Origin of the sequence: Pseudarthrobacter albicanus, assembly GCF_018224015.1 — a bacterium.
In the GTDB taxonomy this organism is placed as follows: domain Bacteria; phylum Actinomycetota; class Actinomycetes; order Actinomycetales; family Micrococcaceae; genus Arthrobacter; species Arthrobacter albicanus.
This window is the reverse complement of record NZ_JAGPOT010000053.1, coordinates 33,471-55,566: the sequence shown is the minus strand read 5'-3', so window position 1 is coordinate 55,566 and position 22,096 is coordinate 33,471. Positions and strand designations below refer to the sequence as shown.

The 22,096-nt window shown below is 68.1% G+C and carries 22 protein-coding genes and 1 pseudogene; 5 read left to right on the top strand and 18 right to left on the bottom strand.

Annotation, left to right across the window (positions count from 1 at the left end):
• Positions 1 to 92: 92 nt before the first annotated feature.
• The 3 genes from J9611_RS12940 to J9611_RS12930 all read right to left on the bottom strand — a co-directional run bounded on the left by J9611_RS12940 (position 93) and on the right by J9611_RS12930 (position 1,575).
• Complete coding sequence (locus J9611_RS12940) at positions 93 to 362, bottom strand: hypothetical protein (protein WP_211880725.1); 270 nt, start codon at positions 360 to 362, stop codon at positions 93 to 95.
• 128 nt (positions 363 to 490) lie between these two features.
• Complete coding sequence (locus tag J9611_RS12935) at positions 491 to 1,168, bottom strand: O-methyltransferase (protein WP_211880724.1); 678 nt, start codon at positions 1,166 to 1,168, stop codon at positions 491 to 493.
• Between the two features lie 50 nt (positions 1,169 to 1,218).
• A complete protein-coding gene (locus J9611_RS12930) occupies positions 1,219 to 1,575 on the bottom strand; it encodes a thiamine-binding protein (protein WP_211880723.1) in 357 nt (118 codons plus the stop codon).
• A 170-nt stretch (positions 1,576 to 1,745) separates the two neighbouring features.
• Here J9611_RS12930 and J9611_RS12925 point away from each other — a divergent pair, with 170 nt between their 5' ends.
• On the top strand, positions 1,746 to 2,378 hold the full coding sequence (locus tag J9611_RS12925; protein ID WP_211880722.1) for a TetR/AcrR family transcriptional regulator: 633 nt from the start codon (positions 1,746 to 1,748) through the stop codon (positions 2,376 to 2,378).
• 18 nt (positions 2,379 to 2,396) lie between these two features.
• On the opposite strand, the gene J9611_RS12920 is transcribed toward J9611_RS12925, so the two are convergent.
• The 4 genes from J9611_RS12920 to J9611_RS12905 form a co-directional block, all read right to left on the bottom strand.
• Complete coding sequence (locus tag J9611_RS12920) at positions 2,397 to 2,708, bottom strand: AzlD domain-containing protein (RefSeq protein WP_211880721.1); 312 nt, start codon at positions 2,706 to 2,708, stop codon at positions 2,397 to 2,399.
• Complete coding sequence (locus J9611_RS12915; RefSeq protein WP_211880720.1) at positions 2,705 to 3,505, bottom strand: AzlC family ABC transporter permease; 801 nt, start codon at positions 3,503 to 3,505, stop codon at positions 2,705 to 2,707. Before J9611_RS12915 ends, J9611_RS12920 begins: the two co-directional genes overlap by 4 nt.
• 10 nt (positions 3,506 to 3,515) lie before the next feature.
• A complete protein-coding gene (locus J9611_RS12910) occupies positions 3,516 to 3,977 on the bottom strand; it encodes a DoxX family protein (protein WP_211880719.1) in 462 nt (153 codons plus the stop codon).
• A 227-nt stretch (positions 3,978 to 4,204) separates the two neighbouring features.
• Positions 4,205 to 5,104 carry a glycerophosphodiester phosphodiesterase gene (locus tag J9611_RS12905; protein ID WP_211880718.1) on the bottom strand — a complete coding sequence of 300 codons (900 nt, stop codon included), beginning with the start codon at positions 5,102 to 5,104 and terminating at the stop codon, positions 4,205 to 4,207.
• A gap of 50 nt (positions 5,105 to 5,154) precedes the next feature.
• Between J9611_RS12905 and J9611_RS12900 the strand changes: the two genes are divergently transcribed.
• Positions 5,155 to 6,510, top strand: coding sequence for a DUF445 domain-containing protein (locus J9611_RS12900; protein ID WP_211880717.1), 1,356 nt, complete (start codon positions 5,155 to 5,157; stop codon positions 6,508 to 6,510).
• Positions 6,511 to 6,623: 113 nt separating this feature from the next.
• Here the strand turns inward: J9611_RS12900 and J9611_RS12895 are convergent, their stop codons facing one another.
• Complete coding sequence (locus J9611_RS12895) at positions 6,624 to 7,373, bottom strand: LamB/YcsF family protein (RefSeq protein WP_211880716.1); 750 nt, start codon at positions 7,371 to 7,373, stop codon at positions 6,624 to 6,626.
• Between the two features lie 4 nt (positions 7,374 to 7,377).
• Positions 7,378 to 8,238: a hypothetical protein gene (locus J9611_RS12890; protein WP_246527769.1), complete on the bottom strand. Its 861-nt coding sequence runs from the start codon at positions 8,236 to 8,238 to the stop codon at positions 7,378 to 7,380.
• Positions 8,239 to 8,431: 193 nt separating this feature from the next.
• Between J9611_RS12890 and J9611_RS12885 the strand changes: the two genes are divergently transcribed.
• Positions 8,432 to 9,724, top strand: coding sequence for an MFS transporter (locus J9611_RS12885; protein ID WP_211880715.1), 1,293 nt, complete (start codon positions 8,432 to 8,434; stop codon positions 9,722 to 9,724).
• A gap of 77 nt (positions 9,725 to 9,801) precedes the next feature.
• Here J9611_RS12885 and J9611_RS12880 read toward each other — a convergent pair whose 3' ends face one another.
• The 8 genes and pseudogenes from J9611_RS12880 to J9611_RS12845 form a co-directional block, all read right to left on the bottom strand.
• On the bottom strand, positions 9,802 to 12,132 hold the full coding sequence (locus J9611_RS12880) for a glycoside hydrolase family 65 protein (protein ID WP_211880714.1): 2,331 nt from the start codon (positions 12,130 to 12,132) through the stop codon (positions 9,802 to 9,804).
• 71 nt (positions 12,133 to 12,203) lie between these two features.
• Positions 12,204 to 12,941 carry an HAD family hydrolase gene (locus J9611_RS12875; protein ID WP_211880713.1) on the bottom strand — a complete coding sequence of 246 codons (738 nt, stop codon included), beginning with the start codon at positions 12,939 to 12,941 and terminating at the stop codon, positions 12,204 to 12,206.
• A 352-nt stretch (positions 12,942 to 13,293) separates the two neighbouring features.
• Entirely contained in the window at positions 13,294 to 13,911 is a 618-nt protein-coding gene (locus J9611_RS12870; protein WP_211880712.1) for an alpha/beta hydrolase, read from the bottom strand.
• 227 nt (positions 13,912 to 14,138) lie between these two features.
• A pseudogene (locus J9611_RS21935) lies at positions 14,139 to 14,309 on the bottom strand (transposase); the annotation flags it as partial.
• A 128-nt stretch (positions 14,310 to 14,437) separates the two neighbouring features.
• A complete protein-coding gene (locus J9611_RS12860; RefSeq protein ID WP_211880710.1) occupies positions 14,438 to 15,280 on the bottom strand; it encodes a PRD domain-containing protein in 843 nt (280 codons plus the stop codon).
• Positions 15,281 to 15,364: 84 nt separating this feature from the next.
• Positions 15,365 to 16,798: a glycoside hydrolase family 1 protein gene (locus tag J9611_RS12855; protein WP_211880709.1), complete on the bottom strand. Its 1,434-nt coding sequence runs from the start codon at positions 16,796 to 16,798 to the stop codon at positions 15,365 to 15,367.
• A 20-nt stretch (positions 16,799 to 16,818) separates the two neighbouring features.
• Complete coding sequence (locus J9611_RS12850; protein WP_211880708.1) at positions 16,819 to 18,723, bottom strand: beta-glucoside-specific PTS transporter subunit IIABC; 1,905 nt, start codon at positions 18,721 to 18,723, stop codon at positions 16,819 to 16,821.
• Between the two features lie 157 nt (positions 18,724 to 18,880).
• A complete protein-coding gene (locus tag J9611_RS12845) occupies positions 18,881 to 19,765 on the bottom strand; it encodes an HAD-IIB family hydrolase (protein WP_211880707.1) in 885 nt (294 codons plus the stop codon).
• A gap of 211 nt (positions 19,766 to 19,976) precedes the next feature.
• On the opposite strand from J9611_RS12845, the gene J9611_RS12840 reads away from it, so the two are divergent.
• A complete protein-coding gene (locus J9611_RS12840) occupies positions 19,977 to 20,174 on the top strand; it encodes a hypothetical protein (RefSeq protein WP_211880706.1) in 198 nt (65 codons plus the stop codon).
• A gap of 37 nt (positions 20,175 to 20,211) precedes the next feature.
• Positions 20,212 to 20,496: an HPr family phosphocarrier protein gene (locus J9611_RS12835; protein WP_211880705.1), complete on the top strand. Its 285-nt coding sequence runs from the start codon at positions 20,212 to 20,214 to the stop codon at positions 20,494 to 20,496.
• A gap of 80 nt (positions 20,497 to 20,576) precedes the next feature.
• Here J9611_RS12835 and J9611_RS12830 read toward each other — a convergent pair whose 3' ends face one another.
• On the bottom strand, positions 20,577 to 21,797 hold the full coding sequence (locus J9611_RS12830; protein WP_211880704.1) for a beta-ketoacyl-[acyl-carrier-protein] synthase family protein: 1,221 nt from the start codon (positions 21,795 to 21,797) through the stop codon (positions 20,577 to 20,579).
• Positions 21,798 to 22,096: the final 299 nt, after the last annotated feature.

The window sequence follows — 22,096 nt, the reverse complement described above, 5'->3', positions numbered from 1 at the left end:
ATCAGCACAAATCTATTTTCTCACAGAGCGGATCAGATTAACAGCCCTCCAGCCATCAAAAACACCGGAAACTCAACGAACCCGAAAACCCATCACCCCACCATGACCGGAGCCCTGAGCACCCGGCTGGCGGCGATGTCGACGGCGGTGACCGAGGCCAGGATCTCCCACAGGAAGCCGGTTCTGCCCTCCCCCGGCCCGGGCGCCGCCTCCGCCACCGCCTTGGCCAGATCCAGCAGCGCCGGGACATCGCCGACGGCGGCATGGGCGGCTTCCAGGGTCGGGCCGATCGCGGCGAGGTCCGCCGTCGAGGAGCTGATCCTGACGGCCCGTGGTGGGTGGGCGTTGTGGTTCCCGTTCATGCGGAGGCCTGTTTTCCTTCGGGAAGTGCGTCTGGGTCCGTGCGCGTCAGCGGCCGCCGTCCGGCCGCGTTAGCAATCCAAGCATACTTAGCACTTCCCGCCGTGCGGCTTCCGCCGCCCGTACGGGCCTACCGCACGAGCGCCAGGGCGAACCCGTCCCAGCCCTTGGTGCCCACCGTCTGGATCACGGTCGCGTCCAGCCGCGGGTCCTCGCCCATCATCCGCAGCGCACTGACGATGCCGGGCGCGTTGACGGTGTCCAGGGACGGATCCAGCACGGCGCCTTCCCACACCACGTTGTCCATCACCACGGTGGTGCCGGGCCGGCCCAGCCGGATGGCCCAGTCCAGGTAGTGGGCGTCGTTTTCCTTGTCCGCATCGATGAAGACGAAATCGAAGGGCTCCGCGCCTTCCGCCTCAAGGGCGCCCAGGGTGTCCAGGGCGGCGCCGACCCGGATTTCCACCCTGGCGCCCAGGCCGGCCGCATCGACGTTGGCGCGGGCCACCCCGGCATGCTTGGGGAGGTATTCGCAGGTGACGAGCCGGCCGCCGTCGGGCAGTCCCTGGGCCATCCAGATGGTGCTGAATCCTGCCAGCGTTCCGATTTCCAGCACGCGGCGGGCGCCGGAGAGCTGGACCAGCAGCTTCAGCAGCTTGCCCGCATTGGGCGCCACCTCGATGGGTGGCATGCCCGCCTCGAGGGCGGCAGTCACGGCATTCTTAAGGGCACTGTCCGGGCGGACCACGACGTCGGACAGGAAGTCCTCGACGGCGGTCCAGCCGGGGGTGGTCTGGTGCTCGATCATGCCCCCAGTCTCGCAGTTGCCCGGGCCTGGCGGTAGCTTCCGGGGGAGGCTTAGCCCAGGTCCGGATCCGGGGATCCGCCGATGGCCTGCTCCAGCCGGTCCAGCTTGCCGGTGAGTTCCCCGGAGTAGCCGGGACGGATGTCCGCCTTGATCACCAGCGAGACCCGGCTGCCGTAGCGTCCCACGGCCTCCGTGGCCTGCCTGACCACCGCGAACACCTCGTCCCAGTCGCCCTCGATCGTGGTGAACATGGAATCCGTGTGGTTGGGCAGCCCGGATTCGCGGACGATCCGCACTGCCTCGGCGACGGCATCGTGGACGGAGGCGTCGTCCGCCGGGCCGTGGCCGGAATCAGGTCCTGCGGCCGGGGGCCGTCCCGAGGGTGCGACAGAGAATGCAAGCAACATGGCTCCAGTCTTTCATGTGCGGGCAGTACTGTTCCGTTCCGGCGGGGTGTCGGCGCGGGATGCGGATAGCGCGGGAGGCAAACACCCGGCTGCGGCGGCGGAGACCGTCATCCGGAGCTCGACGGCTGAATGACAAGGTGGGCCGCAGGTCCCGTTGCTACGCTAGGCAAATGGACCGCGCACTAGACCGCAGGCCGCTCCGCGCCGATGCTGCGCGGAACGTGGACAAGATCATCACCGCTGCCCGCCAATGCTTCCGCGAGTACGGACCGGAGGTGCCGCTACAGACCATCGCCGTCACGGCGGGGGTGGGCCCGGCGACCCTTTTCAGGAACTTCGCGGACAAGGAAGAGCTGGTACTTGCGGCGTTGAACCGGCAGCTCCGGCGCCTGGTGGATCCCGTCATCGATGAGGCTCTCGCCGGCCCGGATGCAGCCGAGGGACTCTTCCGCGTGATCGATGCCGTGATGGGGGTGGCCAGTGAGGAGGCCAACCTGCTGGACGCCGTGGCAGGCCGGCGGGGGCTGCTGACCGGCATCACCGGCGGCCTGATCGAATCCGTGGCTGTACTGCTGGGCCGCGGCCAGGGCCAGGGATCCCTCCGCGGTGACATTTCGATGACGGACCTGATCCGGCTACTGGCCATGCTGATCGGCGTCGTGGACACGATGGAGGCCGGTTCGGATGCCTGGCGGCGACCCGTCGCCCTCGTCGAGGACGCCATCCGCACGGAACGGCCCCACCGGCCGTTGCCGCTGCAGGCGCCGCTGCCCGGCACCTCGTTCGGCGCAGTGCTCGGCTAGCGCCGGCTCCCTCCAGGCTCAGTCCCAGCCCAGCAGCCGCAGCCCGGCGGCAGCGCCGGCGCCGGCGAGGACCACCACGAGGAACGGCGCACGGAACCACAGGGCGACGCCGGCCGCGGCCAGTGCTCCCAGCCGCGCGTCCAGCGTCAACGATTGGCCCGAGGCGGCAGTGTTGACGATCGTCAGCGACGCCAGCAGCCCGATGGTCATGGTTCCCGCGATCCTGGACATCCGGGGGTCGCGGAGCAGGCTGGCCGGTACCAGGTAGCCCAGCAGTTTCCAGGCGTAGGCCAGCAGGCAGGCGAGCAGCAGCCACATCCACAGGTTCATTCGGCACCCCCCGGGGGACGATCCGGGGGACGATCCGAGGGACGATTGGAATCAGGGCCGGAGTGATGGCCCGGGTGATGACCGGAGGGGTTCCCGGCGTAGGGTTCCACATCCGGTTCCAGGCCTTCGTCGCTGCGGCCGTGGCTGAACCAGCCGATCAGGGCCGCCACCACTGCCGCCACCAGGATGGGCACGCCGGCGGGCACGAACGGCACGGCCAGCACGGTGGCCAGTGCGCACACGACGGCGATCGCCATGGGTTCGCGGCCTTTGAGCCTCGGCCACAGCAGCCCAAGGAAGGCCGCCACCGCGGCGCCGTCGAGCCCCCATTGCTTGGGATCGCCCAGCGCACCGCCCGCCAGGGCGCCCACCGCGGTGAAGACGTTCCACAGCACGAAGATGCCGATCCCTGCGGTCCAGAAGCCGCGCTTCTGCTCGCCCGGGTCCGTCTGCCCGGTGCTGGTGGCGGTGGACTCGTCGATGGTCACCTGCGCGGCGGCGAACCTCAACCAGCCGCGTGGCCGCAGCAGGGCGTTGACCTGCATGCCGTAGATCCCGTTGCGCATGCCCAGCAGCGTGGCCGCCCCCATGGCGGCGACGCCGGAACCGCCCCCGGCCACCACCCCGATGAACGCGAACTGCGAACCGCCGCTGAACAGCAGCAGGCTCAAGGCCATGGTCTGCCAGAAGTCCAGCCCGGAGGTGACGGACAGGGCACCGAAGGATACGCCGTAGAGGCCGGTGGCGATGCTGATCGACAGCCCGACCCGCACGGCCGGGGACTGCAGGAGTTTCACGGCTGCGGCCTCATGCCGGGATCCCCGCGGCGGCCTTTCCGGGAGCCCGCAGGCTCCAGGCCCACGCGATGAGCGGGGCCTGCAGCGGCAGGCGCAGGGTGTGCACCGTGCGCCGGCGGGGGGATCCGTCCGGGCCATAGGCCTTGCGCAGGGCGTCGGCGTGCCCGGCGAGGAAGAGGGTAAACATGACGGCGACGCAACCCGCGGCGGCCCGGCGCGTGGCCGGGATCAGGAGCCCGACGGCGGCGCCCGCTTCCAGCAGCCCGCTTACCGCCACCCATTCCTCGCGGGACAGCACGGCGAGGGGTCCGTTTGCCCTGCCGCCGGAATCATCGCGGCAGAGAATGTCCGGAACCACCTGGTCATAAAACCCGGGATCCCGGAAGTGCTTCCCGGCGCTGGCCAGCAGCAGCGCGCTCAGGGCAGCCGCGGAGAGAGTCTGGGTGGCCCGGCTGGACCTGCTAAATGGCATGGAACCACTCAATCACAGCCGCCGGGAAGGCCGTAATCCCAGTCGTTCGCGTTAGCGTCTGAGCGGGTTGGCCTGCGGGCTCACCGCCGCTGCGCTCACCGCCGCCGGGGTTGGCCTGTGGGCAGATCAGGGCGGATCGACGGCGCCCATCCGCCCTGATCTGCCCATACCCGCCGCGGATCCGCGGCGGGTCCGCGGCCAACTGCGCACCGGCGGCAGCCGGCCCCTCAGCTGACCGGCTGGCTGCCTGCCGTGAGCTGGGCGAGGACCTCGGCCGGCCGGTTCGTGGTGATCTCCTGGATACCCAGGCCCTGGCACAGGGCCACGTCGTTTACCGAGTCCACGGTCCACACCCGGAAGCGCCGGCCGGACTCGAGCCAGCGCTGGACCGCACGCGCATGCTGGCGGACGTAATCGATGCCGGGTCCGGCCAGGCCTACCTCGCAGTCGTCCAGGATCCGTTCCGCCTCCGTCTGTGCCGCCTTCATGACGTTTGCCAGCGCCCCACCCGTGAGGGCCCCGAGGCCGAGTTCCTCACGGATTTCCGCCACGGTGACGTCGTCCACGAGCTGGCAGACGGCCTCCGCGGGAACCGACCGGAGCAGGTGCTGCACGGCGTCCGGGCTGAAGCTCATGAAGGACACCCGGATGTTGTCCAGCATCGACGTGGCGGGATTCCAGCCCTCGGCCGCCAGGACCTCGAGGACCCGGTCTTCAAGCTTGAGCTGGAAGGGGCTGGGGTGCTTGAGTTCGATCGCCAGGCCGATCTCACGGCCGGCCAGGCGCAGGAGGTCCAGCAGCTCGGGCAGCGTCAGCAGCTGCCCGGACCTGGCGCCGTACGCGTCCGGGATCCTCGCCCCCTTCCACGAGGAGAAGTCCAGCAGCCGGAGCTCCTCGAGGGTCCTCTCCGCCACGGGCCCGGTGCCGTCCGAGGTGCGGTCCAGGGTGGCATCGTGCAGCAGCACGGCGTGCTGGTCCCGGGTGAGGCGGATATCGCACTCGACGCCGTCGGCGCCGTCGGCGATCGCCTGCAGGTAGGCGGCGCGGGTGTGCTCGGCGAAGACCCCGCTGGAGCCCCGATGGGCGTAAACCAGCGGACGGGCGGGGAGGGACATGTCAATCGTCATCCTGACACGGTAGCGGACTGGCATTGCGCCCGCGGGACTAGGCTGGGCACATGCAGGTGAACACTGAGCCAAGTACCCGCCCGGAAGGCGCCAGCGGCACTGCAGGTGCGCCCGGCGCCCAGTCCGGCGTTCAGCCCGGCGCCCCGGCCCGCCGCTCCCCCGCGTCGAGCGACGCCGAAAAAGCTGCGGCACTGCGGAAAATGAAGCTGCTGGCGGTTTCGCTGCTGGTCGTGATGGCCGCCATCTTCGTTCTCGCCTTCGCGTTGCAGAAGCAGTATCCATGGCTCGAGTACGTCCGGGCCGCGGCCGAGGGCGGCATGGTGGGCGCCCTGGCCGACTGGTTCGCCGTCACGGCCCTGTTCAAGCACCCGATGGGCATCAAGATCCCGCATACCGCCATCATCCCGCACCGCAAGGACCAGATCGGCGCTTCGCTGGGCGAGTTCGTGGAGACCAACTTCCTCTCCGAGCAGGTGGTCCAGCAGAAACTGGCCAGCGTCGACATCGCCCGGAAGGCAGGCGCCTGGCTGTCCGGGCCCGGCGGCCCGGAGCGCGTCGCCAGGGAGGGCGCCGCCGTCATCCGCGGCGCGTTCAAGGTCCTGAACGACGACGACGTCCAGTCCGTGATCGAGGGCATGGTCCGCAAGCATCTGCTGGCTCCGCCGTGGGGGCCTCCGGTGGGCCGGCTGGCCGAGCGGATCTTCGCCGACGGCCACCACCACGCGCTCGTGGACCTGCTCGTGGACCGGTCGGTGGACTGGGTGCGGGACAACCATGAGACGGTCAGCAGGCTGGTCTCGGACCGCTCCCCGCAGTGGGTTCCGCAGTTCGTGGACGGCCTGGTGGGTGACCGGGTCTACGTTGAGGTCCTGAAGTTCACCAAGGCCGTGCAGTCCGATCCGCAGCACCAGGTCCGCCAGTCCATCGACAAGTACCTCAAGGAACTGGCGCAGGACCTCCAGCACGATCCCGTGATGATCGCCCGGGCCGAAGGCATCAAGGCGCAGGTCCTCGGCGACCCGGAGGTCCGCGAACTGGCGTCCCGCACGTGGGGCACCATCAAGGCGGCGCTGCTGGGCGCCGTCGACGATCCCCACAGCGAACTGACCGTCAAGTTCAAGGCGGCCGTGCACGACTTCGGCACCCGCCTGGTGGTCGATCCCGAGCTGGCCGGCAAGGTGAACACCTGGATCGGCGACGCCGCCGGCTACCTCGTGAAGACCTACCGCTCGGACATCGCCGGCGTGATCACCGAGACGGTGGCCCGCTGGGACGCGGAGGAGACGTCGCGGAAGATCGAACTCCAGATCGGCAAGGACCTGCAGTTCATCCGGATCAACGGCACCGTGGTGGGAGCCCTGGCCGGGCTGGCCATCTTCACGCTGGCACACCTGGTGTTCGGCTGACCACCTGCCAGGCGCGAACGGACACTTGAGGCCCCCTCCGGCCGCGTTTTGCGGGCCGGATCTGTCCGTTCGCGCTTCAGGCTGACGGGGTTCGGCTGCCCGGCCGCCGCCGGTCAGGCGAAGGGCTCCAGTTCCACCCCGGCGTCCGCGAGTGACTTGCGCACGACGGCGGCTACGGCCGCGGATCCGGGGGTGTCCGCCTGCAGGCACAGCGAATCCGGCCTGACGCGGATCACGGTGCCGTCGACCGCCTCGACTTCGCCCTTCGTGGCGAGCCGGACCGCCCGCCCGGCGATCTCGCCGGCGTCCTGCAGCAGGGCTCCTTCCTGCGGACGCGACACCAGGGTGCCGTCAGGCTGGTAGGCCCGGCCCGGGTAGGCCTCCCCGAACACGGGGTGCCCCGCCTCCCGTGCGGTTTCCAGCAGGGCGGAGCCGGGAAAACCGAGGACCGGCAGTCCTGGGTCGTAGGCCTGGATGGCGGAGATGACGGCGGCGGCGTGCTCGGCGTCGCGCACCGTGCGATCGTAGAGCGCCCCGTGCATCTTGACGTAGTCCACCGAGGCGCCCACCGCGTGGGCCACGCCGTCCAGCGCGCCGAGCTGGTACAGCACCGCGCCGAAAAGATCGTCGAAGGTCATGTCCAGGGAACGGAGGCCGAAGCCAGCCAGGTCCGGGTAGCCCAGATGCGCACCCACCCGGACGTCGAGTTCATAGGCGGCACGGCAGGTGTCCAGCATGGTCACGGGGTCTCCGGCGTGCAGACCGCAGGCCACGCTGGCGCTCGTGACCAGCGGGAACATGGCGGCGTCGTCCCCCATGGTCCAGGTGCCGAAGGACTCCCCCAGGTCAGCGTTCAGATCCAATGAATCAGCCTTTCGTAGGGGTGTCGGGAGACTGCGGTCCGGCGGAATGATCGCCGGGATCGGCAGGGGCTGGACCTGCGCCGGGACCGGGGCCGGTCCCGGGACCTGCGCCGGCGACGAGTTCGCCGGGAATGGTGTCCGGCATGGGGCCGAAAGCCTCCTTGGCGTTGGCGACGACGGCGCGCCCCATGACGCGGTTGCCGACCCCGCCCACCACGGCGCCGACGCCGAAGGGCAGCGCCCGCCCCAGGAGCGCCGTGCCCTGCCGCCGCAGCAGGCTGCGGAGGAAGGCCTTCTGGAGGTGGTCCCGCACGGAGCCGAACCCCGGGACGGATGTCTTGCGGGCGAACGCGGAGCCCCAGGCATCCGGGAGGCCCTTGCCCCTGCCCGCAGCCTGGCCGCTGAGGCTGCCCAGCAGGGCGGTGCCTTCCTCGCCCAGCATGATGGCCATCACCAGGGTGCTGGCCTTTTCCGGATCGACCAGGCGCACGCCGTGAAGTTCGGCCAGGGAGGTGGCGTAGAGGGCCGTGGCCTCCAGGAACGCCACGGTAGCCAGGGCGGAGAGGCCCAGGGCAGCGACGGTGCCGACACCCGGGATGACCGCGGATCCCCCGACCAGCGCGCCGCCGCCGGTGACGGCGGCCAGGTAGTCGCGTTCGAGCCTGTCGGCCAACTGGGCGGCTGTGGCCCGGGGATACCGGCGCTGCAGCCGGCGGATGTTGGCGAGCACCAGCGGCCGCTGGATTTCGATGGCCCGGAGGATCATGTTGTGGACGCCTGGTTTCGGATTTCCTTGCGCGTCGAAGACCGCTTTCTGGGCCGTCTTCTGGGCGATCTTCAGCGCGGGGTTCTTTCGCATGGCCATCTTCACCTCTCCTGGGAACGGGAACAGCGGGTCGCGGCACCTGGCCCGGACAGCTCTTGACTGTCACTCACCCTTAACACTAAGCCACCACACCCGTGGGCTACCGCCGGGTAGCGGCGGCGGTGCCGGCCCGGGTTCGACGTCGGACCTGCCCGGGGTGGGGCGAGCCAAAGGACGCGCCTAGACTGGATCCATGCGCGCGCTGAGGGCCCTGCGACCGTTCGCGCACCGGGAATACCGGGTGCTGATTCTGGCGCTGGCGATCTCCATCTTCGGCTCCGGAATGTGGGCCGTGGCGATGGTCTATGAGGTGATCCACCTCGGCGGCGGCCCGCTGGAGCTTTCCCTGGTGGCGACGGCCGGCAGCGCGGGGCTGGTGGCCTTTGTGCTCGCGGGCGGCATCGCGGCGGACCGGTTTCCGCAGCGGCTCCTGATCATCGGGGTTGAGGGCGCCAACCTGGCAGTCATTGCAAGCATCAGCGGGCTGGCCCTGCTCGGCTTGCTGCAGCTTTGGCACCTGGCACTCGGAACCTTCGTGCTGGGCGTCGGGGCGGCGTTCTTCTTCCCGGCCTACTCCGCAATCCTGCCCCGGATCCTGCCGCCGGAGGACCTGCTGGCAGCCAACGGCATGGAGGGGACCATCCGGCCGGTCCTGCAGCAGGCGGCCGGCCCGGCGGTTGCGGGCCTCCTGGTGGCGGCGCTGTCCCCCTCCCATGCGGTGACCGGGGTGGCGGCCTGCCATCTGCTGGCCTTCGGAATCCTGAACTTCCTCGGCCGCGACCTCGGACGGGCGCAGCAGGACCCCGGGCCCGGCGTGGACCGCGCCAGGACCTCGCTGCTCCAGGACCTCCGCGAGGGGGTGGGCTACACGGTCCGGACGCCCTGGCTCATGTGGACCCTGCTCTGGGCCTGCATCTCCGTGCTGTTCCTCATCGGCCCCATCGAAGTCCTGCTCCCCTTCGTGGTCCGGGACCAGCTCGGCGGCGATTCGCGCATGTTCGGCTTCGTGCTGGCGGTCATGGGCGTGGGAGGCGCCGCCGCCTCGCTGGCCACCGCCTGGTTCCCGCTGCCGCGCCGCTACCTCACGGTCATGATGGCTTGCTGGGGAGCGGGCAGCCTGCCGATCGCCGCCGTGGGAATCATGGACAGTTTCTGGTTGCTGGCCCTCGCCCTGCTCATTTTCGGCGCCACCGAAGGCGTGGGCATGGTCATCTGGGGGACGCTGCTGCAGCGCCGCGTGCCGCCGCAGCTGCTGGGACGGGTGTCCAGCCTGGATTTCTTCGTGTCCCTGGCCCTCATGCCGGTCTCGATGGCCCTGGCCGGCCCCGCCGCCGAAGTCGTGCCGCTGTGGCTCATTTTCCTGGCGGCCGGAGGCGTCTGCCCGGTCCTGGCCGTGGCGGCCATGGTGGTCGCCCGGATGCGCGACGACGAGCTCGCCCACCCGCTGGACCGGGGAGTGGACCGGGCCGGGGCGCGGCGCGGGTAGGCAGATCAGGGCGGATCGGCGCCGTCGATCCGCCCTGATCTGCCCACAGGCCAATCCCGGCGGCGGTCACCCGCGCCTCAGGCGCTGGCGCGCACAATCGGGATCGACGCCGTCGGAAGTCCGCTCGGGAAGACCGTAGGCTCGGGGGCCGCGACGGTTGCCAGCGGGACCTGCACCGGCTCGCTGCCGACGGTGACCAGTTCGCCCCGCACGTCGACGTCGAGCGGGCCACCCTCCCGGACGGCCAGGCTGAGGGAGCCCTGGTCCAGTTCGACGTGCAGCAGCCGGCCCCGGATCTTCAGGTGGAAAGCCAGCCCGTCCCAGTCCGCGGGCAGCCGCGGATCGAAATACGGCACGGCGGCCTGGTCGCGCAGGCCGGCGAAACCGCTGACAAGCGAACTCCACACCCCGCCGGTGGAGGCGATGTGCACGCCGTCGATCGTGTTGCCGTGCGTGTCGTCCAGGTCGATGAACAGCGCGTGGGTGAAGTGGTCAAGCGCGGCCTGCCCGTAGCCCACCTCCGCCGCCATGATGCCCTGGACGCAGGCGGACAGCGTGGAGTCGCCCGTGGTGATCGGGTCGTAGAAGTCGAAGGCCCGGCGCTTCTCCTCGGCCGTGAAGTCCTGCCACTGCAGGAACATCGCCAGCACGCTGTCGGCCTGCTTGAGGACCTGGTGCCGGTAGATCACGAGCGGGTGGAAGTTCAGCAGCAGCGGATACTTGGACCGGGGCGTGGACCAGTCCCACGGCTCCAGGGCCATGAAGTCGTTGTCCTGCGAGTGGACCTGGAGGTCCACGTCGTAGGGCATGTGCATCCGGTTGGCGGCCTGTTCCCAGCGCTGGCGTTCGGCGTCGTCGATCTCCGGGTGATCCAGCGCCGCCGCGGCGCGCAGGTTGAAGCGCGCCATGACGTTGGTGTACAGGTTGTCGTTGACGACGGCGGTGTACTCGTCGGGGCCCGTGACGCCGTGGATGTGGAACAGCCCGTGCTTGCCGAAGAAGCCCAGCGAGACCCACATCCGTGCGGTTTCGATCAGCAGTTCGGCGCCCAGGGTGTCCCGGAACTCCTCGTCCCCGCTGGCCCAGATGTAGCGGTTGGCCGCGAAGGCGATCGCGGCGGCGATGTGGAACTGGGCCGTGCCGGCGGCGTAGTAGGCGCTGGCCTCCAGCCCGTTGATGGTGCGCCACGGGAACAGGGCGCCGTCCACGCTCAGCTCCTTGGCGCGGATCTTCGCCTCGGGCAGCATCCCGTGGCGGAACTCGAGGACCTGGCGGGCGTTGCCCGGGCTGGTGTACGTCAGGTACGGCATCAGGTACACCTCCTGGTCCCAGAAGTAGTGGCCGTCGTAGCCCGAGCCGCTGACGCCCTTGGCCGGGATGCCGGCGACGTCGGCGCAGGCCGTGGCCTGCGCCAGCTGGAAGAGGTTCCAGCGGACGGCCTGCTGGAGTTCGGTCTGGCCGGCCAGGACGATGTCGCTCGTGGTCCAGTAGCCGCGGTAGTGCGCCGCGCTTTCGGCGAAGATCTCGCCGAGCTGCCTGAGCCCGGCTTCGGCGGCGCCGGCCAGGTCCTCGACGTTCTGCCCGACGGCGTAGCTGACGGTCTTCTCCAGCACGAACGGCACATCGGGGCCGACCGCCAGCACATAGCGGACGCTGCTTTCGTCCTGATCCACCAGGGTGTCGAAGGGCTGGACGCCGGCGGAGGTCCAGTGGTCCACGGCCATGCCGAGCCGCTGCCTGGATTCCGCGGCCTCCCAGGACAGCCGCAGGGAGCCGTCGCCGCCGTCGAGCCGCACGGGCAGCAGCACGCGCCCGGCGTGGCGGCCGGCGCGGCGCGGGTCATGCTCCGAGGGGTCGTCGACCGGCTGGTCCTGGCGGTTGATCACGGCGGACGTGACGTCGGCGGAGATGTCCCGGTCCGCTTCCAGCTCCAGCGAGATGCCCAGCGCGCCGCGGGACTCGTAGCCGACGGCGCGCCGTTCCGTGGTGGTGACCGTGGCACCGGAACGGCACCGCCAGGTGATCCGGCATTCGTAGATTCCGGTGGCGAAGTCAACCGAGCGCCGGTAGTCCAGGACGGTGGATTCGTCCAGGCTGAGCGTCTCGCCGTCGATAATCACGGTGAAGTTGTTGGCGTCGGGGATGTAGAGGATCCGCTGGCCGGTCCGGGCGAAGCCGTAGGCGTTTTCCGCGTGCTTGATGTCCCAGGTCTCGTGGAAGCCGTTGATGAAGCTGCCCGGAAGGTCGGCGTCGGCGGCCGCCCAGTGCGCGCCGCGGATGCCCAGGTGGCCGTTGCCGAGGCTGAAGAGGGTTTCCAGCGTGCCGGCGTTTCCGGGCACATGGACGGTTTCGACGAGCTGCCAGGGGTCGTTGGGGAACCGTGTGCGGTCCGAGGTGACGAGAGCCATGGTTGGGTTCCTTTGGCGGGTATCTGCTGCGGGTGACGGGGGTGCGGGCGGTGCGGGGGGCTGTGCGGGGGCTAGAGCAGTTCGGCGAGGTCGTTGACCACGAGGGTGGCGCCGGCGTCCAGCAGGGTCTGCCGGCCGGCTCCCCGGTCCACCCCGATCACGGAATGGAAGTTCCCCGCACTTCCGGCCTGGACGCCGGAGACGGCATCCTCTACGACGGCGCATTCCTCGCTGGGCAGGCCCAGCAGCCGCGCGGCGTACTCGTACGTGGCCGGGCTCGGCTTGCCGGCCAGCCCTTCGGCCACGGCGACGACGCCGTCCACCACCACCGGGAAGCAGCCGGACAGCCCCGCGGCCTTGAGCACGGCCGGGGCGTTGCGGGAGGAGGAGACGACGGCGAGCTTGAGTCCGCGGGTCCGCGCGGCTTCGATGAACCGCACCGAGCCCTTGTAGGGCGTGACGCCGCCGGCCGCGACGATGTCGTTGAACACCTTGTTCTTGCGGTTTCCCAGGCCGTGCACGGTGTCGTTCGCCGGATCGTCGTGCAGCGGGCCCTCGGCCAGGGCGATGTTGCGCGAGGCCAGGAAGTCGCGGACGCCGTCGAAACGGGGCTTGCCGTCGATGTGCTCGAAGTAGTCGCTTTCGCGGTAGCCGGCCGCCCCGGGGACAGAGCGGAGGAAGCCGTCGAAGAGTTCCTGCCAGGCGCGTTCGTGCACCACCGCAGTCGGCGTCAGGACGCCGTCGAGGTCGAAGAGGATGGCGGAGGCGCCGGTCCAGTTCGAGGCGGCGGTGTCGGGGAGCTCAGTCACGATTCGGTGTCCTTCCAGACGGTGGTCAAGGCAGGTCGGTGGTCAAGGCACGTTGGTGGTCGGGCAGGTCGGCGGTGATACGGGTCGGTGGTCATACGTGCGGCGGGGAAGCCGGCCGGCATCAACAGCGATGGGCCAGGACGCTCGCTGGCAGAGGTGGAGTTTTTCAATCAGCAGCGTGGCGGCGAAGGCGCCCTGATCGGCTACCGGCTGGGCGGTTGTGGTCAGTCCCGAGGTCAGTCCTGTGGTCAATCCGGCGGAGCCAGCTCATCTGATGATCGTCTCTATCCATGATGGACGCGTTTTTCGGCGCTGACAAACTGAGGCCCCTTAGGGGCGTCAGCGCGGCACGTCAGCGCAGCGCGTAGTGGCGCAGGAAGGCGCCGACGTCCACCAGCTCCGCCGCGGAGATGGAGTGCCCCATTCCGGGATAGGTCCGCGCCGTGAGCTGGGTGTTCCGCTCCAGCCATTCCCCGGTGTATTCGGTGGCGGGGCCGTTGATCACTGGATCCGCCCGGTCCCGGCCCCAGAAGAACGGCGGCGGCGAGTCGAAGGATTCGCTCATCGCCAGCAGCTCGTTGTCCAGGACAAACCCGGAAAGCCCGACGACGGCCCGGAACTGGGCCGGCCGGAGGCGCAGCAGCGTGCTCGCCATGGCCATTCCCTGCGAGTAGCCGAGCAGGCTGACGCTGCTGTGCCGGGCCTTGACCGAGTCAATCCAGGCGAAAACGGCGTTCGTGCTGGAGACGACGTCGGCGAAATCGTGGGTGAGGAAGTAGTCCAGCAGGAACCAGCCGTGGTGGTCCCCGATCACCTTCGGGCCGCGCAGGGCCGCGCAGCTGAACCCGGGCGGAAGGGAGCCGAACAGCTTCGCCATCCGCGATTCGTCCGTGCCGTAGCCGTGCATCATCACCAGCAGCGGGGTGCCGGCGCGTTCGTGTTCCGGCCTGGACCAGACGACTGTCTCCATCGGCCCAGCCTAGCTTTCTCCCGCGGCGGCGCCGCCTCAGCGGCCCCCAACCACAACGTTAGGAGCCGCTCACCCACGCCTCGTGACAACCGAACCTACATATCAGCGTTCCTTGGGGGTCCCGTCGGCGTTTTAATCGGATTTCCCGCCGTGGACCTGTTAATCGTTGGTCGTGAGTGATGATATCTGTGTGGCGGATGTAGAAAAATGGGCTGAGAGTCTCGATGAAATCGGTCGGGAAGGTCACGCCACGGGATCCCGGTCCGGAATCGGTAAACGATGCCCTCCATGACCAACCGGTGGTCCTGGAACGGCCGGCCACGGCTCCCGTCGGAACTGGGCATCAGCGATTCAATGCGCTCCCATTGGGCATCCGTCAGAACGGCAGTACGAGAGATCGTTCTTGCTTGCCAAAGTCTTTACGAACAAATCGGGAGACACGCCCAGCCCTGTTAAACGGACGACGGCGGCCGGGCGGCCGCCGTCGTCCGTCCCCGGAGCGCTCCCGCACCCCGTTTGCAGAGGGTCAGACCCGGTCTTCGTCGACCATGCGCGCCACGTGCAGGGTCAGGTAGGTGACCTCGTCCTCGGTGAGCGGTTCGCCGAGCCGCAGCTCGAGGACGGCCTGGAGCTTGAGGGCCGTGGAGTAGGCGTCCGGATAGGACTCCCGGATCGCCGCGCGCAGCTTGCTGGCCCCTTCCTCGAGCTGCTTGCCGGAGCCCGCACGCACGAAGAAGTAGCGCAGATGCGTAATGAACCGGGCGGCGTTGACCGTGTCCCGGTCGAAAGGGCGGTCGTAAGCCTTTTCGAGCACCTCGAAGAGCTGCGCAAAGACCCCCGTCATCTGGTAGGTATAGGAGAGGTCTCCCGTGGCGAAACCGGCATTGACGAGATGCAGCGCGATCGGCACGGCCTCGTCGTCGGCAAGCGGGGACTCGAGGCGTGCATTGACGTGGTCAAGGATGCGCCGCGCGGCCCGCAGTTCCGCCGGGTAGAGGTGGGACACTTCCGCCCGGAGAGGGTAGTCAAAGGGCACGCCCTGCTGGAGCCGTTTGATCGCGAAGCTGAGGTGGTCCGCGAGCGCCACGGACAGCACGGTACTGCCTGGGATGGGCAGCTCGGCACGCCCCGCCTCGAGGGCCTGTTCGGCCAGCACGAGATGCTCCGGCGGGATGGCGGCAACCATCGCTCCGAGGTGGTCGGGGTCGCGGCCGCCCTCAGGGACAAAGGTGCGCAGGACCTTCACAGGGTCGATCTTCTGGCCCGGCTTGGCTTGGAAGCCCAGGCCGCGGCCGGTGAGGATCACTTCGCGGCCGGTGTGGTCGCGCGAGAGGACCACGTTGTTGTTGAAGACGCGCAGGATTTCCACGTCGTTGTTTCTCCTGCCTTCGGTGGGTGACCCTTCGGTGGGTAAGGCGTGGCGGAGGTCGTCGGTGGCCTCCGCCCGAGGGGGTCAGTTCAGTGCCGCGCCGTTGCTCGCGATCACATCTCGGTACCACCCGAAGGACTTCTTCCGGTGCCGGTCCAAGGTGCCTGAGCCATCGTCGTTTCTGTCCACATAGATGAAACCGTAACGCTTGCTCATCTGGGCGGTCGAGGCACTGACGACGTCGATGCAGCCCCAGGAGGTATACCCCATGACCTCGGCGCCGTCGGCAATGGCCTCGCGGACCTGGACCAGGTGGTTGTTCATGTAGTCGATCCGGTAGTCATCCTCCACAGTCAAGACGCCGTCAGACTCCACCAGGACGTCCTTGGCACCCAAACCGTTCTCCACCACGAACAACGGCTTCTGCCAGCGTTCCCAGTAGTCATTCATGACAACCCGAAGGCCCTGCGGGTCAATCTGCCAGCCCCACTCTGAGGCCTCCAGGGTGGGGTTCGGGACACCACCCATGATGTTACCCGGACCCTTTTCCTGCTTGTCCGGGTCAGCCGTCTCGCAGATGCTCATGTAATAGCTGAAGGAGACGAAGTCCACCGTGTTCTTCAGGTCCTCGCGGTCCTGCTCCGTAATGTCCAGTTCGATGCCATTGTCACGGAAGTACCGCAGCAAGTAGCCGGGGTAGGCGCCGCGGCAGTGAATGTCGCCGAAAGCGTAGCTGGCGTGGGCCGTGTCCATGGCCCGCACCACGTCATCCGGGGACGGCGTGAGCGGGTACACCGGCAGCGCAAGGATCATGCAGCCCACCTGGGCTGCCGGCATGATCTCCCGCGCCAGCCGTGTGGCCCGGCCCGAGGCGACCAGTTCATGGTGGATGGCCTGGTACAGATCCGATTCCGTGAGCTCGGCGCGAGGCGTGGGAATGCCCCCTGACATGAAGGGCTCGTGCATGACCGAGTTGATCTCGTTGAAGGTCAGCCAGTACTTGACGCGGCTCCCGAAGCGTTCAAAGAGCACCCTGCAGTACCGCTCGTAGAAGCCAATCAGCGCCCGGTTGGTCCAGCCGCCGTAGCTGCGCGCCAGGTTCAGCGGCGTCTCATAGTGGCTGATGGTCACCATCGGCTCAATGCCGTGCTTCTCCAACTCATCGAGCACCCGGCTGTAGAACGCAATGCCTTCCTCGTTGGGCGCCTCGTCGTCGCCATTGGGGAAGATCCGGCTCCAGGCGATGGAGAACCGGTAGACCTTGAAACCCATCTCTGCAAAGAGCGCGATGTCCTCCGCGTAACGGTTGTAGAAGTCGATGGCCGATTGCTTGAGGTTGTCCGGCGTCGGCCCATCGGAAGGTGGCTGCGTGATGCCCTGGGGCATCACATCCTGGATGGACAAGCCCTTGCCGCCGTCGGAGTAGGCGCCCTCAATTTGATTGGCGGCAGTGGCGCCGCCCCAGAGGAATCCCTGGGGGAATGTCCCGGTGGCGGGTTTGGTGGCTGCGTGCGTCATGCTGCAGGTCCTTTCGTTGGTTAGAGTTCTACGTCCAGGGCGGGAACACCGTGTACCAGGTGTCCTTCACCCAGAGGCAGGACGGCAGTCAGGGCCTTGGTGTTGGTGACCACCACGATGGTCATGTCGTTGTATCCGGCTTCCCGGATTTTGGCACGGTCAATGGTTGCCAGCAGCTCGCCGGCTTCAACTCGCTGGCCGCGGGTTACTGCCGTCTGGAAGCCGTCGCCCTTCATCTGGACGGTGTCAATGCCGATGTGCACCAGGACTTCCACGCCGTCATCGGTCTTAATGCCGTAGGCGTGTCCGGTCTTCATCGCGACCTGGACCGTGCCTGCGACGGGCGAGTGGACGGTGTCCTCTTCCGGGAGGATGCCCAGCCCGGCGCCCATGGCGCCAGAGGCGAAAACCTTGTCCGGCACATCAGCCAGGGCGACGGCGGAACCTGTTACAGGGGCGAGAACCTTGACGCTGCCCAGTGCGGTGCCCGGGGTTGCAGCGTTTGCCTGCTTCGCCGTCGAGCCTTCATCGGCATGGTCGGGAACACCGGCGTCGTCCTTGTCCGTGTCAGGGGTTTCGCGCGGTCCGAAGAAGAAGGTCAGCAGGAAAGCAACGGCGATGGCCACGGCCGTTCCCAGTAGCAGCATGGCGAAGTTGCCGACTGCGGCGAAGGCCGGGAGCGAGATGAGGGACGGGAAGACGAAGGCCGAGGCGGCGCTTCCGCCGATGCCCACGATGGCCCCGCCCACGGCGCCGCCGGCGATGCCGAAGTAGAAGGGCTTCTTCAAGGGCAGGTTCACGCCGTAGATGCCCGGTTCGGTGACGCCTGCAAAGAATCCGGAAAACGCTGCGGGGGCGGCAACTTCGCGCCGGGCAGCGCTGTGGGAGCGCAGGGCAACGGCAAGCATGGCGCCGGACTGCGCAAGGACGGCTGGCACCAGCGGGCCCATCATGATGGAGTATCCATCGGTAGCCAGTGAATTGATCATGACCGGCACAAGGCCCCAATGCAGGCCGAAGAGTACAAAGACCTGCCAGAAGCCGCCCAGCAGCGCACCGGCCAGCCATGGGGCGAAGACGAAGACTGCGGTGATTCCGTTGGACAGGGCCTGGGCGAGGAGGACCGTCACCGGGCCCACCGTCATGAGTGTCAGCGGAACCATGATGGCCATGGTGAGCAGCGGGGTCATGAAGTTCCGGATGGCCGAGGGCAGGAACTTGAGCAGGAAGCGCTCCAAGTACCCCTGGAGCCAGACGGCGACGATGATCGGGATGACCGAACTGGTGTAGCTCATGATCACGAGCGGGATTCCGGCGAATTGCACCGGGGCTCCCGCAGTATTGAGCGCCACGATGGACGGGTACACCAGGGCGCCAGCGATCGCCATGGCGGTGAACTGGTTCGCCTTGAAGCGCTTGGCAGCAGTGATGGCCAGGAATAGTGGCAGGAAGTAGAACAGTGCGTCCGCGGCCGCGGACAGGATCACAAAAGTTTGGTTGCTGGGGGAGAGCCAGCCCAGGTTGCCGGCCAGGGCCAGGAAAGCCTTGAACAAGCCGGCACCGGCCAACGGCCACAGGATGGGAGAGAAGATCGCCGACACCATTTGGATGAAACGGTTGAACAGGTTGCCCTGCGCCGGGGCTGCCTCCTCGGTGCTGTCCTCATTGCCAAAGCGGCTGATCTTCCCGAGCTCCGCAAAGACCGTGGGGACGTCATTGCCAATGACCACCTGGTATTGGCCGCCTGCCTTCATGACCGTAATGACTCCGGGCAGCTTTTCGACGGCGGAGGTGTCGGCTTTTGCGTCGTCGCGCAGAGTCAGCCGCAAGCGGGTTGCGCAGTGGGTGGCACCTACTAGATTATCTTCTCCGCCGACACCCTCCAGGATGTCTGCGGCCAATGTCCGGTAATTCACGGAAGCCATGGCAGTCCTTTCTGTCCATTCCGTCTTTCGGGCACAAAAAAAGACCCAAGACGCACGTTTCCGTACGTCTCAGGTCTTGCCTCGTGTCCGAGTAACAATCCTTCAGGCAGCATTGCCTGCTTCAGCGAGACTACCCATGATTTGCATCACAGTCAAATCACCGCGTCAGCCCGAGCTCGGCGAAGGCGGCGACAAGCCCCTCTTGCTGCGGGGGAGCAGCCGTGCGGTCAGCGATGGCCATAAGCTCGGGTGCCGAGCCCTCAATGACGATGCCGATGCCTGCGAAAGCAATCATCTCCAGATCATTGGCACCATCCCCTACCGCGACTGTGTCCTCGCGGGCAATGCCAAAATGCGCCATCACGGACGCGACCCCGTCCGCCTTGCTGATGCCGCGCTGGAACAGTTCGCCGGCGTGGCCGCCTTCGTCGGCGATCGAATTGGCGACGACGTCGATGCCCTCGCCGATTTCCTCGACCAGCCGGTCCATAGCGACCGGGGAATCAAAGACGGAGACCTTGGCGAATCGCACCGCCGCGAAGTCGTCCCCGGACCGCAAGGAATCCAGGATGGCGCTGGATCCCGCCAGCTGGCCGTCCCGCGCGTGCCGGAAGTGCTCCTCGAGGATGGTGCGCAGACGCTCCGACGCCGTCGGCGGCACGTGGATCGACTCCTGCGCCTCGAGGATGTAGACGGCGTCGTGTGCATCGAGCGCCGCGACCGTCCTGGCCGCAAGGTCCGCCGGAAAGCGCCGGTCCACCAGCACCTCGCCCTCCACCTCGACGTAGGCTCCCGCGCTGGCCACGAGTCCATCGAACCCAGCACCGAGGATGCTCTGGGGCAGCATCGACACCGGGCGTCCGGTGCATAGCAGGACACGGTGACCGGCTTCCCGCGCCGCGCGCACGGCCCGCACGTGACCCTCGGGGACGATGCCGAAGTCGGCGTACGTGCCGTCCACGTCAAGGAATACGGCGCGGACGGTTCCAGTGGTGCCCGGTTCAGAAGTGTTTGGCTCAGAAGTTTTCGGCTCAGGGCTCATGATACGGGATCATACCGGTGCACCGCCGTCCCGCCTCAACCGGGTCTCAGTCCTTGGATTTGACGTGGCTCACACTGCTTCCGCACACTGGGACCGGATATGTAACTGGTCATCCAGGCAGGATCCGAACACCGGGAGTCACTGAACCCGGCGCTCGGGTCCTTTTTTGTTGCCAGAGAAAATGCGGTCTGGATCTCCCAAGGAGGAGAAATTGAGCAACCAAGTCTTCGCCCCGGCAACCCTGTCCATGAGCGCCCGCGCCCTGGCGTCCGTGGCCGCGGTCCTCGCCACCGTCACCGTCGCACAAGCCCGACAACTCGCCACCGCCGCCCTCGCCGCCCCCAGCGCCGCCGCAACCCGCCATACTGTCCGCGAACAACTACCCATCCTCGACGACCTCGGCCTCTAAACCCCAACCATCTTCCCGGAACCAAGGAGAAACCACATTGCCTGAACGCACCGCCACCATCGCCAGCCGCGTCGGCCTGCACGCCCGCCCCGCCGCGATCTTCGCCGAAGCCGCCGGCGAACTCGACCTCGACCTCGAAGTCACCATCGCCCGCCAAGGCGAACCCGCCGACGAAGCCCTCGACGCCGCCAGCATCCTCTCCCTCATGAGCCTCGGCGCCTCCCACGGCGACATCGTCGTCCTCCGCGCCGAAGGCACCGGAGCCGACGAAGCCCTCGACAACCTCGTCCAAATCCTCGAAACCGACCACGACGCCGAATAAGACCACCCGTCGGCGCTAATGGTCATTTTCGTTAGTTCGTCGGGGGTCAGGCGGGTCAACCGTGGCCCGCGGGCCGGCGGTCAGTCCGCCGTGATCACCAACGCGGTGCTGTGCCCGCCGAATCCGAAGGCGTTGGCGATGCCCGCCGTCGCCGACAGGCCCCAGACTGCTTCCGGAATGATGTTGAGGTCGATCCCGCCGTCCGGGTCTTCAAGGTTGCGCGTGCCCGGGAAGGCTCCGGTCCGCAACGCCTGGACCAGAACGACGGCGCCGAGCGCGCCGGCGCCGCCGAGAAGGTGCCCGGTAAGGGATTTCGTTGACGTGACGGGAACCCCGTTTCCGAGGACGGCCTTGATGGCTTCCGCTTCCAGGCGGTCCCCCACCGGTGTGGAGGTCGCGTGGGCGTGGACCACGCCGATGTCCCTGGGACCAAGGCCGGCGGCCGCAATCGCCTTTTCCATCACCCGGCGCTGCATTGCCGGATCAGCGGCGACGATGTCGACGGCGTCGGACGTGACCGCCGTCCCGGCCACCACGCCCAGGATTTCCGCCCCGCGGGCCCGGGCATGGTCTTCCCGTTCCAGCACCAGGATCCCGGCACCTTCGGCCAGCACGAATCCGTCGCGGTCCCGGTCGAAGGGCCGCGAGGCGGACTGCGGGTCCGCGTTGCGCGTGGACAAGGCCCGGATTTGCGCAAAACCGCTGATGACCAGGCCGTTAATGCAGGAATCCACGCCGCCGGCAACCACCACGTCCGCAGCACCGGCACGGATCATGTCGGCCGCCTGCGAGATGGCTTCCGCCCCGGAGGCGCAGGCGCTCACCGGGGTCCGTGCACCGCCTTTGGCGCCGATGTCCATGGACACCCAGGCGGAGGGGGCGTTCGTCATGATACGGGTGAGGGTGTGCGGGGAGACCCTGCGCGGGCCGCTGGCATCAAGCGTCCGGGCCTGCTCCAGCGTGGTGTCCAGGCCGCCGTAGCCGGAGCCGATCACCACTGCCAGCCGCTCCGGGTCCGCTTCGGGACGGCCGGCCTGCGCCCATGCTTCCCTGGCCGCGATTAGCGCGAGATGCCCGCACCGGTCCATCCTCCGGTATTCGGGAGTGGAGAGCAGCGACGGCACCTCCACTGTGACCCGGCCGGCCATGCGGACCGGCAGCTCCTGCGCCCAGTCCTCGTCCAGCGCCACGATTCCGGAGCGCCCGGCCAACAGTGCGGCCCAGGTCTCGGCCTTCGTGCCGCCTACCGGGGTCACCGCACCCAGTCCGGTGACAACGACTCTGGGGGGAACTTCAGACATTGGCAACCGTGTTTCTGTGAGTCCAGCGGGGAGCGCGGGGCCGGGCGCGCTTTGAAGGCCCGACGCCTTGCTTTAAGAGTACGTGCCACCGGCGGGGCCCGGCCGTCCGGTCCGCCAGATGCATGCCCGCCCGGCCCTGCCAGTCCATCCCGCCAAACCCGTCCCTGCCGCCAGGAGCATGTCCCGCGCCCGGGGCCACGAGTGGACATGATCCCGAACTGCCCATTCCCCGGCGCGACCACTGGGCATGTCCCCCGCGGACCCACCGGCCGGTTCTGCGTTCTTGTTGTTTTCCATTG

What these genes read in the sequence shown, in the direction of transcription:
- J9611_RS12870 (WP_211880712.1), bottom strand. Translation starts at nt 13,911, where the DNA reads ATGGAGACAGTCGTCTGGTCCAGGCCGGAACACGAACGCGCCGGCACC.
- J9611_RS12930 (WP_211880723.1), bottom strand. Translation starts at nt 1,575, where the DNA reads ATGTTGCTTGCATTCTCTGTCGCACCCTCGGGACGGCCCCCGGCCGCA.
- J9611_RS12925 (WP_211880722.1), top strand. Translation starts at nt 1,746, where the DNA reads ATGGACCGCGCACTAGACCGCAGGCCGCTCCGCGCCGATGCTGCGCGG.
- J9611_RS12880 (WP_211880714.1), bottom strand. Translation starts at nt 12,132, where the DNA reads ATGGCTCTCGTCACCTCGGACCGCACACGGTTCCCCAACGACCCCTGG.
- J9611_RS12910 (WP_211880719.1), bottom strand. Translation starts at nt 3,977, where the DNA reads ATGCCATTTAGCAGGTCCAGCCGGGCCACCCAGACTCTCTCCGCGGCT.
- J9611_RS12935 (WP_211880724.1), bottom strand. Translation starts at nt 1,168, where the DNA reads ATGATCGAGCACCAGACCACCCCCGGCTGGACCGCCGTCGAGGACTTC.
- J9611_RS12905 (WP_211880718.1), bottom strand. Translation starts at nt 5,104, where the DNA reads ATGACGATTGACATGTCCCTCCCCGCCCGTCCGCTGGTTTACGCCCAT.
- J9611_RS12855 (WP_211880709.1), bottom strand. Translation starts at nt 16,798, where the DNA reads ATGACGCACGCAGCCACCAAACCCGCCACCGGGACATTCCCCCAGGGA.
- J9611_RS12830 (WP_211880704.1), bottom strand. Translation starts at nt 21,797, where the DNA reads ATGTCTGAAGTTCCCCCCAGAGTCGTTGTCACCGGACTGGGTGCGGTG.
- J9611_RS12845 (WP_211880707.1), bottom strand. Translation starts at nt 19,765, where the DNA reads ATGAGCCCTGAGCCGAAAACTTCTGAGCCAAACACTTCTGAACCGGGC.
- J9611_RS12850 (WP_211880708.1), bottom strand. Translation starts at nt 18,723, where the DNA reads ATGGCTTCCGTGAATTACCGGACATTGGCCGCAGACATCCTGGAGGGT.
- J9611_RS12940 (WP_211880725.1), bottom strand. Translation starts at nt 362, where the DNA reads ATGAACGGGAACCACAACGCCCACCCACCACGGGCCGTCAGGATCAGC.
- J9611_RS12885 (WP_211880715.1), top strand. Translation starts at nt 8,432, where the DNA reads ATGCGCGCGCTGAGGGCCCTGCGACCGTTCGCGCACCGGGAATACCGG.
- J9611_RS12900 (WP_211880717.1), top strand. Translation starts at nt 5,155, where the DNA reads ATGCAGGTGAACACTGAGCCAAGTACCCGCCCGGAAGGCGCCAGCGGC.
- J9611_RS12890 (WP_246527769.1), bottom strand. Translation starts at nt 8,238, where the DNA reads ATGGCCATGCGAAAGAACCCCGCGCTGAAGATCGCCCAGAAGACGGCC.
- J9611_RS12920 (WP_211880721.1), bottom strand. Translation starts at nt 2,708, where the DNA reads ATGAACCTGTGGATGTGGCTGCTGCTCGCCTGCCTGCTGGCCTACGCC.